Raw genomic sequence first — 16,670 nt, 5'->3', positions numbered from 1 at the left:
CCCGGCTCAACGCTTCATAGCTGTTGCCTGCTACAGCCTGCTCCAGCTCACCGCTCAATGCTTCGTAACTGTTCCCTGCTACAGCCTGTTCCAGCCCGCCGCTTATCGCTTCATAACTGTTGCCTGCTACAGCCTGTTCCAGCCCGCCGCTCAACGCTTCATAGCTGTTGCCTGCTACAGCCTGCTCCAGCTCACCGCTCAATGCTTCGTAACTGTTCCCTGCTACAGCCTGTTCCAGCCCGCCGCTCAACGCTTCATAGCTGTTGCCTGCTACAGCCTGCTCCAGCCCTCCGCTTATCGCTTCGTAGCTGTTGCCTGCTACAGCCTGCTCCAGCCCTCCGCTTATCGCTTCGTAGCTGTTGCCTGCTACAGCCTGTTCCAGCCCGCCGCTGATCGCTTCGTAACTGTTCCCTGCTACAGCCTGTTCCAGCCCGCCGCTCAACGCTTCATAGCTGTTGCCTGCTACAGCCTGCTCCAGCCTTCCGTTTATCGCTTCGTAGCTGTTGCCTGCTACAGCCTGCTCCAGCTCACCGCTCAATGCTTCGTAACTGTTCCCTGCTGCAGCCTGTTCCAGCCCGCCGCTGATCGCTTCGTAGCTGTTGCCTGCTACAGCCTGCTCCAGCTCACCGCTCAATGCTTCGTAACTGTTCCCTGCTACAGCCTGTTCCAGCCCTCCGCTGATCGCTTCGTAACTGTTACCCGCTACAGCCTGCTCCAGCCCGCCGCTGATCGCTTCATAGCTATTGCCTGCTACAGCCTGTTCCACCCCGCAGCTTATCGCTTCGTAACTGTTACCTGCTACAGCCTGTTCCAGTCCGCCGCTTATCCCTTCGTAGCTGTTACCTGCTACAGCCTGATCCAGCCCGCCGCTTATCCCTTCGTAGCTGTTACCTGCTACAGCCTGATCCAGCCCGCCGCTTATCGCTTCATAGCTATTGCCTGCTACAGCCTGATCCAGACCGCTGCTCACCGCTTCGTAGCTGTTACCGTGTACAGCCTGCTTCAGCTCACCGTTCTCCGCTTCATAGCTGTTGCCCAGCCCAGCGTTCTTCAGCTCACCGTTCTCCGCTTCATAGCTGTTGCCCAGTCCGGCGTTCTTCAGCTCGCCGCTTTCCGCCTCATAGCTATCGTCCAGCCCAGCGTTCTTCAGCTCACCGTTCTCCGCTTCATAGCTGTTACCCAGCCCAGCGTTCTTCAGCTCACCGTTCTCCGCTTCATAGCTGTTACCCAGCCCAGCGTTCTTCAGCTCACCGTTCTCCGCTTCATAGCTGTTACCCAGCCCAGCGTTCTTCAGCTCACCGTTCTCCGCTTCATAGCTGTTGCCCAGCCCAGCGTTCTTCAGCTCACCGTTCTCCGCTTCATAGCTGTTGTCCAGCCCAGCGTTCTTCAGCTCACCGCTTTCCGCTTCATAGCTGTTGGCCGGAGCAACTGGTTTCAGCTCTTCATTGCTGGATTCAAAGTTTCCGTACTTGCTGCCTGCGGCAAACGAATTGCCCAACGCTTCCGGTTCATGCGCGGGTACAGCTTGGACCAGCCTCTGTCCGTTTCTGCCCTGAATTTCGGGAATCTGTAAATCTGCAGGCTGTTCCCCGTTTAACCTCATCCCGTCATGGGCGATCTCACCGCTAGTTCTGCTTGCATTCTGCAGCAGGCTATCCGCCGTATCCTGCAGCTGCATAGCCGTATAAGAGACTTCTTCAGCTTCATAGCGGGTATCGCTCCGGCTTTCCGCTCCATACTCGGTGACGGCTTCTTGTATAAATGCCGGTCCTGCCTCAACGGATTCGAAGATTTGTCCCGTTGCTTTGCTGTGTGCTCCGGCTTTCACTGCCTCCTGAACAGCGGTTTCGGCAGCCCTATTCAAAGCCTGGGCCAATTGCTTAGTAAGCTCTGCCTCAGCAGCATGGTTTCGTTCTGCCCGAAGCGGATCTGCAGCATCGGCCTCCCTTGTGCCGTATCGGTTTGCACCTGCGGTAATGCTGCGATCCGCCTCCTGATCTGAGGCTGTGCCTCCGCTTGTGTGCAATGCGTTTCCGGCATCCGCACTTTCAGTACCCGCTTCGCTCCATTCGACGGTCAAGCCTTCTGCAGCGTAGCCATTAGCTTGGACGACGCGTTCCTCTGTGATATCCTTATGCAGGTCTGCGGCCGAATCTCCAACTATGGCGGTGTCTGAATAATCTATGCTGAATGATTTCACAAGACGCTCAATCTCTGACTCAGCTTCCCGTTGCTGAGCTACGCCCATTTCTGCTGCCGGTATAGTCTCCAGGTGTTCAGATCTGCCGGCATCCGTGTCCTCGCCGCGTGCTCCTTCGATAATATAACTTGGGATACTTGGTAACGATTCGGTATAATCAGCTTCACTCTGAATGCCTGTAAGAACCGGCTTGGAACGAATCGCTTCCGCTTGGTCGAGAGCGTCAGCCTGAGCGTAGTCAGTGTTTTCTCCCTCAGCCGTATTCAATCCGGCGACGTTAACATGCCATACATAAGCATCTCTGCGAAGCTCCGTTTCTGCGGCATCTTCTGCCTGAGCATCATGGCTGTTATCGTTCAGCGCGGCACTGGAGCCGCTATGGCTGGCGTCAACACCGGCAAGATACGGCTGGGTGGCTGTATCGGCAGCTGATTCCACACTGCAGCCTGGAATCGTCTCCGTAAACCCGGAGCCCTCACTCTCTTCTTCCGCTCCAAACTGCCCATCCGATAAACCGGACGCGGCATCCGCCTTATACGGAACAGCCGCAGCATCCGCTGTTTCTTCCCTATGGATGCCATGTGCTTCCCCGTTTGCGGCTGTCCATTCATTTCTGCTGCCTTCCGCCGTATGATCCGCTTCCACAGTCTCCGCATGATCACCCTCCACTTTATAGCTTTGGAGCGCATAATGCAGCTTGTCTTTTACCGCATCGGAAACCGCGGCAGTTGCATCAGACACACGTTCTCTGAGTGTATGGTGTACGATATTGTCAATCTCTGCTTCAATCAGGTCCAGAACCTGCTGCCCGTGCATGATTTCAATCAGCCTCATCATTTTAAATACTTCAGGTGCGGCATAAACCAAGCCTTTGATGGTCTCTGCGGATATATTTACAGATGCGTATCCCGTGGCAGTAACAGGTTCCGCATGACCCGGCTCTGAAAGATGATGCACATCTATCCGGTCTTGGCCCCCGGCTTCCTTGAACTGCTCCAGTTCACTAAGGGGCATTGCGGCATGAAGACCGGGCTGCAGCTCCGTGATATAAATCTCATATTGGGGATCATAACGGTGACCCATCCATTCGCTGATCAAAGGCATAGCTCCGGCTGCTGGTTCAGGGGCAGTAAATGTTAAGGGCTCATCTGCACGGTATGCCATACTGCCGGATCCGGTAAATTGTCCGTTCGACGCATCTTCAATGTCCGTTGACTTAAGGGAATGTACGTATTTCTCCAACGGATGTCCAGACACCGCAATATAAGCTTCATCCCCAAAAAGAACCTGTTCACCCTCCAGTTCGTCACGGTGAAGTATGTCTTGAAGCTGCTCCTGCCAGCCGTCCTTAAATGGATGACCCGCCAGGAGAAAGAAAGAAGATGCAGATATACCCGGAGCATGTTCACTTGATATCAGATCCTCTTCTCCTGTGCCCTGTCCCGCGATTTCATAACCTTCCCACAACATCACTTCGCCGGCAAAATCTGTAGACGTATTCCAAGCCGCACTGAATTCCTGGAACAGTCCGATGCGTTCCAGGCGGTTCTCCGCATCCGTGAGCGGGAGTATCTCGGCTTCATAACGGTCTGTAATCACCAGACCATGCGGGGATTCGGGAATATCCATGATTCTTGACACGCTTTCTGCCGGCAGAAATCCATATGGTTCCCCCGTCAGGATAGATTCGCCGGTTTCATAATTTCCGTGCGCGGCTTCAAGCGAAATGCCAGCCTGAATCTGTCCGTCCATCCATAGCTGTACAGGGTGCAAAGTATACCCGGAGAGCTTGTGCAGCACAGTCTCATGAACAGCCTTCCACCCCGGAACAGCCTCTTGAAAGCCTGTATCTCCAGCTTGCTGCTGAGCAGCGGTCCATCGCCGTACGGTTTCCGCCTCGGCCTGTTTTTTATGCGCATACAGCGGTGAAATGAAGGGGCCGGTGGTAACCTGTATGGAATCTCCGCTTAAATGTTCCTGTACGCTGGATAAATAAGAAACCACTTGGGCGTAGGTGTTTTGCACCAGCAGGGAATCCAGCTCCATCTCATTTGACGCCTCCTTCATTCCATAGCCAAACAGGCTGGACGCCAGATAAGGGGATTTGCGCGCATGCTTTGACTCTTGCAGAATCAATGTCCGGTAGGTGCTGAAGGCGGGTGCGGTCAGATGGTAACGCGTATCCCGAACATCCTCAAACTGCGTGTCAACGCCCAGCGCCAGTTCATAGCCCTTTTTAGAAAAAAGGGCGGTGAAGCTGAGAAGGTAAGATTTATTACCGTTCAGCACACCGCCACCCCCTTTGGATTAGCTGTTTTTCACAAGTGTCTCTTTCAGAATACCGAGTCCGATCGGCGCAAATGGACTGATGGTTGCCAGCGTCAATGGACTTACCGGCGTATCGGCCAGTGTATAGCGGTAAATTTGCTTATATTCATACGTTGCAGTAATTTCAGCCTCTGCTGCGGGAATTTTCCCGCTCAAGAACGTAATGGTCTTGGTTACATAATCAATGGTGTAATCTGTACCGAGGACTTGCTCCGCACAGGCAACTTTTACGGTCAGATTAAACGGTGTACCGTCATCCTTCAGCGAAGGCTGGTGGTACAGATGGAATACCGCATTGTTTCCATCACCCTTGCCCAGGTCTTCGCCTGTCGCAGTCTCCACCACTTCCAATTCATCCAGCTGTGAGATGTTTTTAGGATGCACCGCGTAAATTTCATCCAGTCTGCCGACAAAACCGTCATTCGGATGGACTACATACATCGGTGAAATATGATATTTACCGCTGTATGCGGAAGGATTGAATTTCGATTCGCCTCCGTCCACCATCTTGTCGTGGGTAATAAAAGCCAGATAATGCTGCTGGTAATATGTGCCGCCAATCGATTGTTGGAGCTGCACGGAGCTGTTGCCGTTGGACGTATGATTGCCGTAATCCACATAAGTCGCTCCAAGCTTCATATCCTTGGACCAGGCAATCTCGTCTTTGGTCCGGCAGCCGGAGAAAATGACATGATTCTTGCGCGGTGCCTTTCCTACCGTGGACATTCTTCCGATATAGAGCGGAGCGTAGTACGTATTCTCCGCGCCTGCCGTCGGGTCCGGACGGAGGAACATGACAATCCGGTCCTTGGTGAAATTCCCCCAATAGTACATGGTGCTGTCCCTTTGCCAGCCCCGGTCGAAATTATCCAGCGGCGTAAAGGACAAGGCGGTCGGAAGCGACGGGTAAATATAATACATGCAGGAGTACACCGCGTTCATCATACTTTTCGCGTCTCCCGGGTCGAAGCTTCTGGACAGAATATCGCCGAAATTCAGTGTTGATGTGCCGGTTCCCGCCAGAATCCGCGTGTACGAAACGTACAGCTCAGCCCCCGCATCCGGTGCGGGTCTGGTATTCGCAATCGTGATGGTGTTGGCCGTATAATCTACCGTATAGTGTTCGGTTGAAATCTCCACCTGATTGATATACAGACGGATGGAGCCGGCCTTGATGGTTGAGGCAGTCGGGATTGTAAAAATCCGTCTCGTGCCATCACCATCAGGCAGGATGGATTCAGGATCGCCTGCTTTTACCCCGCCGCTTACGGCTTCCACGATTTTTTCGGAACGCACATCATCGAAGGTGAAGAAGAAGAGGCGTTTAGGCATGCTCGGGGCATTCGGGGCAGGTGCATAGGAAACGGTGAATTGATCCGCTGCCTGCGGTGCTGTCTTCAGCGTAAATGTTCCGGCTGCGGGATCGACTGTATATTCCGATTTGGCAAGCAGCACACCATTCTTATAAATGATCTCCGAATCGGCTTCAATCGGATATACCAGAATCTGATATTTCGTATTCGATCCTTCTACCAGCTTGGCTTTGCCCAGTACAGAGTTCTGGGAGACAAAATCCATTTCCCCCGGTTGACGGATCACTCCGCCGTACCCGTAGACCATCCCGAAATTACGGATCTGTCCATCCGTTCCGGTAGAGCGGAACAGGCGTACATCAGCAAATTTGGTGCTGGCACTTTTTGAATCTCCGGTAGCGGCACGATATTTAATATAAGTTGCCCAACCGTTATCATTAAATCTTTTCTCCAAATCTTGCGGAAACAGCTGGATTGTGGAATCTGCATCAAACCATGTCACGGTCATTCACCTCTTCTATAGTTATGTTCTGGATTTCGCCGGGCGGCAGCGGGAATCAGGATACTTCGTTGCCTTCTTTATCGACCGTATTCAGGAATAAACCGATTCCTGCCGGCCGGAATTGGGTTCCCGGCTTCTTCGTCAGCGGCGATACGCCTTCCACCAGGAAATAGCGGTAAACGTCAAACTCATCGGGACATTCATTCTTTTTGATGCGCAGCTTATTCGCATTGAACGAGAAGGCAGACAGAGCGACAGCATCCTTAAGCGAACCGCGCACACCTTCCTCGGGATGTACCACATAGACCTTGGAAGTGTGAACCTTGCCGCTGTAGCGGGAAGGGTTGAAATTATATTTGTACAACGGATTCTCGGCATTATTCCAGGCCCGCGGGTAATCCCGTTTTCCGTCGGCCGAGGTGCGGGCAGGCGGCATCGCATTTGCAGGCGAATTCCAGGACAGATAATGCGCCTGGTAACGTGCGCCCAGCTTGGAGCGGTGAATCATGACATTGTCCAGACCGTTGGCCGGGAATGACGGATAGGTCTTTAAGATCGGCATAATATTGGGCTGCCGGTCGGCTGTATTATCATAGTCATACTCCGCAACCTCTTTGGCCGTATTCTTCAGGGGCACGGTGCCGGCGAACAGTGCATAAGCGTCATCCCCCTCTTCCACTGCATCCAGCTTACCGAAGTACAGCGGGATAATCGGAACAAGGTTTCCTTCAGGTGCAGGCACATTATCCGCCTGCAGGATGAAGAAGAGTGTATCCTCGCTCAACGTTCCCCGGATCGAGATTTCGGAATCAGGCCACCAGTTCGTATACTGAACGGTGGAATTGACTGTGCTGTCGAAGTACTGTTCCATAAAATTGGCACGCAGACCGGCCTGCATAATCGGCGACTGCATTCTTGTGCCATCTGCCTTGTCAATCGTAAACGTCGGGTTCCCGGAAGAAGAGTTCGCCTTCCAGACAGAGCTTTCCACTTCAATGTCCACCGCAGCCCGGAGCTGTTCCGCTTCGCCGGTCTCCTTCCAGGCCAGGACAATGTCCTTGCCGTTCGGCGCCAGGCCGTTGAGCTTCTCGACAATGTAGACATACAGCGTTTGCGGACTGCGGTACCGGTGAAACAGCTTGGTCATGGAGTCGCCGAATGACTCCAGATTCTGGGTCGTCGGTTTGACTTCGAAATCGGCGTACTTCATACTCCAGCGGCCGGTGATGGCCACGCCGAACATATGACCCAGTTTATTGGCGTAAATAAAATGCTCGGCTACAGTGATCGGATAAGAAAGATTGCCGGAACTGCCGGCGCCGGATTTTAACAATTCTGCATCCAGCACGATCTTCTTAAAGTTGGCTGCTACGGTCCATCCCGCGGTTTGCAGCAAATCGCCCAGCCGGGGTTGCAGATCGTTCTCCGTCACCTTGTGGGTAAACGATGCAGGCGTTGTGTCGATAAACGGCATATAAAACACTCCTTTAAATGGTGCATTTATATTTGAAAGCCTGAATTATACAGGGCAATTCACCAGGTAATCCCATTGGGTCGAATTCGCAGTGGAGGTGACAACCACCTTGATCTGCGTGATACCGCCAACCGGGTTGTAGCTGAAAGTAAGAGTGCCGGATCCGGCCACTTCTTTGTTGGTGCTGGCGAGCAGCTGATTCTGATAATACACATCCAGCCGGTCAGGCGCGGAATTCATGTTGTAGGTCAGTTTGACCGTGCCTCTTGCTGCTCCCATCTCATGCTCGTTTTCGGTAAGGGAGCCTCCGCCGGATTGCGTATTCCTCCCGCACTGAATGGAATTGCTTGGCGGCGGGACGGGCGGCGGCGGCGGAACCGGCTTGGGATTCACAACAATCGTTGCCGATGCGGAAGCCTTCTGGCCGAGCTCATTCCATACAGTAAACGTTACGGTGTATCTGCCGGCTGCTTTGAAGATAAAGGAAGCTGCACCGGCTGAATACAGTCCCCGGTTTACATCGCTTGAAGCTTCCCAGGTAAAGTTAGTCAGCGGGGAATGCCTGCTGTAATCCGAGGTGAACTTAACGCTGTCACCTTCGGTGACCGTAGCGTATGAAGGGCTGACAGATGCCGTCATACCCGGTGGCTCCGGTGGTGGCGGAGGGATTTCCGGCAATAGGTAGCCCTCTTTCAATATCCCCAGCCCCGCAGGCCTGAACGCTGTGGCCGGTCTTTTCGTCAGCGGGGAAATGCCTTCCACCAAATAGTAGGAATATACATCGTACCGGTCGTTTTCATCATCGGCGCAGCTGTCTTTGGATGCCTTCAACTCATCCCCATTCATTATAGTAAGAGGCGGGACAAGAATAACATTTCGCAGCGTACCGTATTTGCCGTCTTCAGGATGGATCAGCGTTGCCCGGGAAGAGTGCGCCTTGTCACTGTACCGGGAGGGGTTAAACTGATATTTATAGGCATCATTCGCATAGCTGGTCCAGGCCCGCGGATGCTTGCTTCCGGCAGCGTTTTCCCTGACCGGCGGCATACTGTTCGAAGGTACGGCCCAGGCAATATAGTGGGCTTGATACCTCGCTCCGTATTTGGTGCGTTTCACCATCACCGAATCAATACCGTTGCTTGGATAATGGACATAGTCCTTCATCATGGGCAGCAGCAGCTCCTGGCGTTCTCCGGCATCGTCATAATCGAAGCTGCCGGACGCCTGCAGCGCACGCTCGGCATCGGCCCGCCCGCTACTGAGCGCCGAGCCGGAGAACAGCGCCGCTGGTGCGCCCTCCGCCTGCTTGTCTGTTTCGATGTGGACATCGAGCCACATTCTGGCCGCGACCGGCGCATAGCCACTGACACCCGACCCGCTCCGGGCTTCAATGACAACCGAATTCTTCCCTTCAATATTGGTGATATCGAATTGGCCCAAGTAATGGGCCTTGCTTTTGCTGTCCTCCGGCTCGTCTGCTCTACCCGTCGTGAAGCTGCCGATGTTCTGTCCGGCAATGGTGACAGTTACTGCTTCATCCGGCAGGTCCCCGTCGACATCGCCCATCAGCCAGAGCTTTACGTACGAACCTTTATTGACCATAGGACTGCTCGTAATGATGGTTGAAGTTTTCTTCTCGGTCTTGTAGAACTCGAAAACAAGCTCCCGGTCGGAGGATTCTGAATGTCCCTCGCCCGTTTCGAAATCGCCCATGTATAGCGGGATGGCCGGCACAGCATTTCTGTCCCAGACCGGAGCGGCATCCGCCATCAGGATCAGCATCAATGACCTGCCGTCAACGAAGCCCTTTACAAATACCTTGCTGTCGCTCCACCAGTTGGTATGCTTTACATCGGCCATGGCGAGTTTGTCCACATACTCCAGCTGCGGAATACGGGTATGGGAGATGACGATCGGCGACTGGTACATTTGCTGGTATTTATCGGTCACCTTAAATTGCAGCGCCTGCGTATTTTGATCAAGGTCCCACATCGTGCTCTGAATTTCCGCATCCAGCGCCAACCGTTTGAGCGCACCATCCGTGTCGTTATCCCAGCCGGTAATCATCAGCCCGTCTCGGATTCCATTGCCGATCCATTTTTCCAGCTGATAAAAATAAAGCGTATGCCCTTCGTACAGCCAGTCCTCCTCAGCTTTTTGCACCACCCGCGAGAACATCCCGCTGTCCTGCGGGGCAAGTCTGGTACCGTATAGCCGATCGGGATCGATAATCGCAAACGGCACTTTACATCCGGTATCCGCAATTTGCTCGTGCAGATGAGCAAGCTGCGCCATTCCGAACAAATGTCCGGAAGCGTTCCGCACAATGCTGTGCTTAGCCACATAGAAATCGAATTCGGCTGTGCCCTGCACATCGCTGTAGTAGACGGCTGCCATCCCGGTTACTCCGGGTTCAAAGAGTAAAGTGCGGGTCCCGTCAGCATTCTCCGTAACTTGGTAATAGGATGACGGGCAGGGCTCCCCGTCCAGGTAAACGTAATAATCGTCATACAGGAGCGCGGGGAGTTCTATCTCCGGATGCGCCAGAGGCAGATAGAACCTCTTGATGGTAGGCTTGATCAGCTTATTCAAAAAGGTGACCTTGGTAAATGAGGCCAGCTCTGTCCATCCGTTGCTGGTACAGATTCCTGCCAGTCCCGTCAGCAGATGTTCTTCGTTCAGCATCGTCTCCAGCCACGGTGTGGGCTGGTACGAAGTATCGGCCATAGATGAATTCACCTCCTTTCTATCTCAGCATTTGATAGTTCACCCAAATGAATTTCTGCTTGCCGCCTTCATTGAAGAATTCGATATGAAACTGCTCCCCCGACTTCACCGGAATCACCGCCGTCAGATACATCCCTTCCGGCACATCCTTGGTGTAAATCCGCTGGCACACCAGCCGGTTTCCGACATACAGATTCCAATAATCTCTGGGCTCGTAGTACGATACACCTACGGCGACCGACAACAGCTCGCAATCCCCCGGAGCGGCAAGCCTGCTTTCCACCTTTCCCATTCCTTTGGATTCCAGAATATCGCCTTGAATAAAGGGAGCTGTCTTGGTGGGCATAAAGGGCGGATCCAGCCGCCCGCCGACAAGATAACTGGCGAAGTTCGCACCACTCGACATGTTTACACCGCCCTTGTATAGTTCAGTTCAAGATTTTTAAACAGTCCGTCTTCGCGAATAATGGTTCCATGAACGGTAGAGAAGGCGGTGATTCCGGACTCCGCTTCCATCTGCTCATTGACCAGGGTTCTTTGCTCGATTTCGATAAGAAACCCCTCCACAATGAGGTTGTCGTCTCTCTCCAGCGTTAGCTTTTCAATCGTCCCGTTGTCGTAGGTGTATATCATCCGAGTGACCAGAGCGGGATATGCTGGCAGTTCTCGCAAAGCATTTACACTGACCACACTCGGGTCGGGCAGGATACGGTCGATAACACTGAGATCGCTGCCGTTCCCTGTATACAGGCCCTGCTTTTGCATTTCCCTGCGGATCAGATCTATGATTGGATAGACTTCATTGGTATTGATAAAATTATTGCCGATCGCCATAGGCTCCACCTCACTTCCATTGCATTATAAGAAAGAGCAGGAAACAATTAACGCCTTAAGACGTAATTGTTTCCTGCTCTCATGGGGAGTTAGGCGCCCTGCGTAAGGGTCTGCCAGGTTAATTCCAAATAATTAACAATGCCTTCCGCATTACCTGTGATCCGGTTGCCTTTCACCAGGAAATAGTTTGCCGTGTAGGTATGGCTGTCATAGACATATACGGCATCCAGCAGCTCGATTAACGGATTGCCTTTCACCACCACATTCTTGGTCCGGGCCTGCCTTTTAATGTCGAAGAACACTTTGCTGGCCACCGCCTCTTTGGCTCCGCGCATGGAAGCGCCGTCTGCTTCTTCAAGCCAGGATTCCTGGATACCTGCCGTCCGGATGCTGCCTTTCGTTGCAATAATGAGGCTTTTATCGAAAAAATGCTCCACAATGCCGCTCGAGCCGGATATCATCAAATGATTCCGGACACCTGAATAATCCGTAGGCGCGTTAAGGGAGATCAGGTTCTCTCCGTCAATGAAATCCCACTTCTTCCCGTCCTGCACCTGCCAGTCGGCATAATCCAGGAAATCCATCTTCATCATCCGGAAGGTGCCGTAACGGTCACAGCGGCACAGATAGGGGATATCTTCGATTAAAGAGGCAATGGCATCCGAGGCTCTTGTCCCGACGGGAAACGTAACCGAGGCCACAAACGGATTTTGCCAGCCTCCTACGGTCATAATGTCTTCCTGTGTTACAGCGGCGAGTTCCCCACTCTCCTTATTGAATTTCATGAAGGTATTCTTGCCTTTGTTGACGTCGATGTACACCGTATCGTCGATGACGTAATCGGGATACATCAAATCCTCGGCATGTATTTTCCAGGAGGTGAATCCTGCGGCTACAGCAATATCTTCCACAATCGAAGATTTGATCCAGGCAAATGCCCCGTTGTCGCCGGCGTACGCCTCTTCAGGAGGGTAGGCCATCGGTTTATAAAAGACGAACTCCTCCAGCATGTCGAACTTGTCCACACAGCTGAAGGTTACAGTTCTGGCCTCTGAATCTTCCTGAATCTCACCCTTTATTACACCGGTAAAAATCCGCACCACCTCTTCGCCATACCCGGCATAAATGCGGATGGGAGTGCCTTCGCTGATTACGTGGACCAATTCGCCCTCTTCGTAGTATGTGAGCGGTGACTCCATCACCTTATAGGACTCCGGAAATTCAGGCTTGCGTTCCCAGGTCTGCGTGTATTTCCCTTTGCTGTTGTCAAGCGTAATCCGTGCCGTAGCAGAAGCCATATCCAGGTGGTTATTGACTTCCCAGTTCATGACATCCAGATCAATAGTATAGGTGTCCTCATACACAAAATCACCGACCTCATACCATTTGCTCTGGTAGGAAGAAGCAATATGCGTGGCGAACTGCTCGATGGCATAATCGTTCGCGGAGTAATTAACCGTGTCGATATACAGTTCTCCGCTGCTGACAGCGAACAGGATACGGTTCATGGAGTATTCCCCCGCCGACCCGCGGATCCCGGTGTTGACCCACTGTTCCGTGCCGGCACTGCCGGTCTTCTTCACGTAGAGATCCATGTCTGTCTCATCATGGAAGGTGGCGGTATACTCTACGAATTCGTTCGTATTGTCGATCGGATAAGCGCCGCCGTTGGTAGAAACGCTGCTGTCGCTGATATGAATTACAAACACTTTTGCCCCGTTGGCTACTACCACCTTCCCCGAAGTTCCCTCTTTGACTTTGATCCGGAAATTTAAAGTCAGGGGAAAACGGTTCACTTTGCCTCCCCGCTCAATCCCTGCCTCCCCGCCGCTGGTAGATATAGCCTGATAGCTTCCCTTGTCGCTTTGAATCACTGTGCCGTAAGGCGTCCAGCGGCCCGGTGAGTTCATCTCATCGGTAAAATCCCAAACCTGCTTCTGTTCTACAGTCTCCACGTCAAACTCCCGGGCACGGAGGTAGAGGATGCCGAATTTGCCTGCAGATGCTTTCGAGGGATTGGCAAAGGCGATCTCAACCGTATGGTGACCCTTCGGTACCGGAATGGATGGAGGATACGCGGTCCCTTGCTTGGCATTGACTCCATTTATGGTAACCATTAAATAACCGTCGACCTTTACAGTGACCCGGTCATCCGGGTCCAGATCGGCAATATAGGCCCAGCCCAGGTTGCCCGGATGGAACCAGTCGTGCTCAAACACAAAGGATTTGCCGGCCCCCGCATTGGCAGTTGTCCGGAATCCCAGTACGCCAAACTGTTCGGTACCGTCCTTTAAATAGAATTGTTCCGCGCCGCTTATACCGGTGAATTTAGCCGGATTCAGCACAGGCTTCTTGCTGTAGTCCTGATAGAAGGTCTGCTTGCTGGTCGTCCGGTTGACCTGATAGGTCACCAGCTCATTGCCCAGCCTGACCGATCCATCGTCTCCGGTGCTCACCCGCCGTTTTCCGTCGCCGAAACTAATGACTCTGGCGATCACTTGTCTCCGCCCGAATTCCAGCGCTTTGGCGTTCGTCTCCATCAGGATGTCAATGCGGTGTCCCTTAATATCGCCTCCGGTGTCATCGGCAAGATACTCCCCCCAGTTCACACCGTCCACAATCAGCTCTACCCGGCTCCCAAGCGGGATCAGCGACGGATCCACAGCGATGATCTTCCAATTCTTCCACGTGCGCACATCCGTCCCCCCGCGTGTAATGCCGGTACAGCCGGTGCATCTGGCGGTGTAGGCGGTAGCTTCGATATTGTATTCTACCGGAGCGGATGCAGATGAATCCATAACTCCCGCGCTGCTCCGGTTAGCGGCTGGGGCAGCCGAAGGTGCCTTGCTGGGAGCCTGGATTGTCTTTTGTCCGCGCAGGAAAGGTTCAGGGTTGAGCGGAGTTCCCTCCTTGCGGACCTCAAAATGCAAATGCGAGCCGTCTCCGCCTCCGCTTGTAATGATATGGCCGGAATTGCCTCCATATCCCACCATTTCTCCGGCTGCGATGCTCGCCCCTTTACTGACCGAGATCTTGTTCAAGTGGGCATAACGGGTCTGCCAGCCATTACCGTGATCAATGTATACAACCTTGCCGTATCCGCCGTTGGTCTGGGCATAGGATACCGTTCCGTCCCATACTGCATATACCGGATCGCCGATCGCCAGGTCAAGGTCTATCCCTTTATGCTTCTTCCGGGAGCAGCGGGGGTCCGTATCGAACCAATCGGTTATCCGCATGCCCATAATGTGCAGCTCATCATTGGACTTGCCGCTCATTGTCTTGCTTGTCCTAATCGGCATGGACATATATACGTTGGTCAGTTCGGTGGTAACCGACAGTTCTGTACCGTCCGTATAATCGGTGATTTTCTCAGCCTTGTCGATGGAGAGAAGGTCGCTTACTACGGTATCGGTAATATATTGAACTGCATCGTACTTTCTCCGGAAACCGGGCACATAACTGAGCTTGTCCAGTTCAACGATTACTTTGGGAGAGTCCCCCAGCGCGTTGACACGCTCCATAATTCCTTGAAGCAGCCGCTTCGAAGGGCTGTTCAAGTCTGAAACATATGCCATGTCCCCACCTCCTTAGCGGTAACGCTCCGTTACCCATTCGATAAATCTGTTTAGATAAGTAACCGTCTCCGCCCTGGTAATGCATGCTTCAGGCTCAAATTTACCGTCGGCATACAGCGGAAAGACATAATAACCGTCGATAAATCTCTGCTCCAGCAGTGACAATACCCGGTCGCCGTACCAATGCTCCGCAATCTCAGACTGATCCGTTACGGCCCTGGAGAATATACGTTCCGCAGCGAACTGCCTGTCCGTATAGCGGTTATGGATATTCTCAAGGATCCGGCTCATTAAGGCGAAGAATTCGCCGCGGCGCAGCCGGACATTGGGAAAGAACCGGTCGTTGAAGCGGACACACGGGGATTCGGCAATGACCGTCTCCACCTTACGTTGAACCGACCCTCTGATGACGGCATTGTATCCGATAACAGCAGGGAAATCCTTGTACATATAGGGGAGGTAGACCGTGCCTTTGTGGATAACATACACATCCCGCTGATCCGCGATGGCGTCATAAATTTTAGTCTGGGCATTTTCGCCTGCCGCTACGGTGACGATAAGTCTCTTCAGCTTCACTCCCAGAACCGTGCAAGTCTCCGGTGTATGACTGAAGCTGAATACGTAGGATGCCTTATGCTTCAATTCCGCCGAGGGGTGTTGGCGGTTGGCGCAGCCCTCATATGGGCTTTCCACACAGCCGATGTTCTTAAGGGCCGGCTTTCCGTAGGCAATGCATACGATCTCAAGTCCTGCCGACAGAGGATTGCTTAGCGTGACTTTGCCGTCCTCCACCGCCTCCGGAACGATCTCTACACCGTTTATCAGGACATAAAGCGGGTTGTCCGCCTGATACTTATAATCGGGTATCAGCAGCTCCTGCTGGCCTTCAACCGTGATAAAGCGTTTAACGATCCGTTCATGCCCCGGTTCGAACACATTGTAGGTTAACCCGCTGATGACCTCCTCTCCCTGTAGATTGGCCGTCAGCCGGCTCATTTCCAGCGTATCGCGGTAGAACCAGTCCAGCGGATCTACATCAATCCAGCGCTTCATCTCAATACCCCCTCAGCAATTTGTCCACATAGCGGTGCGTGCGCATCAATAACGTTACCGCCTCGGAACGGACCAGTGGATCATCGGGACGGAAATACGCAACGTCTTCGCCGTCGGCGGACCAGTTGGTTGCGATCAGCCCCATTTGCTGCATATCTCCGATATGTTTTGCCGCCCAATGCCCCTCCGTATCAATGAAATTGGAAGTGTATCTATACTCGAACTCCTGCTTGCGGACCAGGGAAAGGGCGGCTGTAACGATATATTTCGTTTCCGCTTCGGCTGTGCGGATCTCCGGCCGGCCGGTGACAATGCCTACATAGACCGTGCCTTTTTCGTCGTAATATTTATGCTGGGACCCGATGTACTGAAGCCAATCCGCATACTCCTTCTTGGAATAGAACAACAACGTCAGCGTCGTTTCGTAATGCGAAGTACCGCTCTGCACCAAGCCTGCGGAGGACGCAAGCGTTTGATTGACATGTGATTTCAGATTAGGCGAAGGTGGTTTGTATTCGGTGATCAGCCTCGCCTGGACTTTCCTGTACCGTTTACCGTCATCGTAGAATAGCTGCTTCTTGAACACCGCGTCCTCGTTGGAAATCGGACTCTGCTGTGTCATGTTAGAACCTCCTTGTCAGAAAAAATACCCCACCTCATT

9 protein-coding genes are annotated in these 16,670 nt (G+C 52.9%); all 9 read right to left on the bottom strand.

The window, feature by feature from the left end; genetic code table 11:
* The coding region (locus F1381_RS07220) for a hypothetical protein (RefSeq protein WP_151734142.1) at positions 1-4,489 on the bottom strand (4,489 nt) is incomplete at its 3' end.
* 18 nt (positions 4,490-4,507) lie between these two features.
* Positions 4,508-6,295 carry a hypothetical protein gene (locus tag F1381_RS07215; RefSeq protein WP_246187939.1) on the bottom strand — a complete coding sequence of 596 codons (1,788 nt, stop codon included), beginning with the start codon at positions 6,293-6,295 and terminating at the stop codon, positions 4,508-4,510.
* Between the two features lie 103 nt (positions 6,296-6,398).
* Positions 6,399-7,817, bottom strand: coding sequence for a hypothetical protein (locus F1381_RS07210; protein WP_151734140.1), 1,419 nt, complete (start codon positions 7,815-7,817; stop codon positions 6,399-6,401).
* A gap of 45 nt (positions 7,818-7,862) precedes the next feature.
* The gene (locus F1381_RS07205) at positions 7,863-10,544 is read right to left on the bottom strand and encodes a PKD domain-containing protein (protein ID WP_151734139.1); all 2,682 of its coding nucleotides are present in this window, start codon (positions 10,542-10,544) and stop codon (positions 7,863-7,865) included.
* Between the two features lie 19 nt (positions 10,545-10,563).
* Positions 10,564-10,950: a Low copy number virion structural protein gene (locus F1381_RS07200; protein WP_151734138.1), complete on the bottom strand. Its 387-nt coding sequence runs from the start codon at positions 10,948-10,950 to the stop codon at positions 10,564-10,566.
* Positions 10,951-10,952: 2 nt separating this feature from the next.
* Complete coding sequence (locus tag F1381_RS07195; RefSeq protein WP_151734137.1) at positions 10,953-11,378, bottom strand: hypothetical protein; 426 nt, start codon at positions 11,376-11,378, stop codon at positions 10,953-10,955.
* Positions 11,379-11,467: 89 nt separating this feature from the next.
* Positions 11,468-14,956 carry a peptidoglycan DD-metalloendopeptidase family protein gene (locus tag F1381_RS07190; protein ID WP_151734136.1) on the bottom strand — a complete coding sequence of 1,163 codons (3,489 nt, stop codon included), beginning with the start codon at positions 14,954-14,956 and terminating at the stop codon, positions 11,468-11,470.
* 12 nt (positions 14,957-14,968) lie between these two features.
* Entirely contained in the window at positions 14,969-16,009 is a 1,041-nt protein-coding gene (locus tag F1381_RS07185; RefSeq protein ID WP_151734135.1) for a hypothetical protein, read from the bottom strand.
* Between the two features lies 1 nt (position 16,010).
* Positions 16,011-16,631 carry an S-layer homology domain-containing protein gene (locus F1381_RS07180; protein ID WP_151734134.1) on the bottom strand — a complete coding sequence of 207 codons (621 nt, stop codon included), beginning with the start codon at positions 16,629-16,631 and terminating at the stop codon, positions 16,011-16,013.
* Positions 16,632-16,670: the final 39 nt, after the last annotated feature.

The sequence above is a fragment of the Paenibacillus tengchongensis genome (assembly GCF_008973665.1).
Lineage (GTDB): Bacteria > Bacillota > Bacilli > Paenibacillales > Paenibacillaceae > Paenibacillus_AQ > Paenibacillus_AQ tengchongensis.
This window is presented reverse-complemented; position numbering and strand designations above follow the sequence as displayed.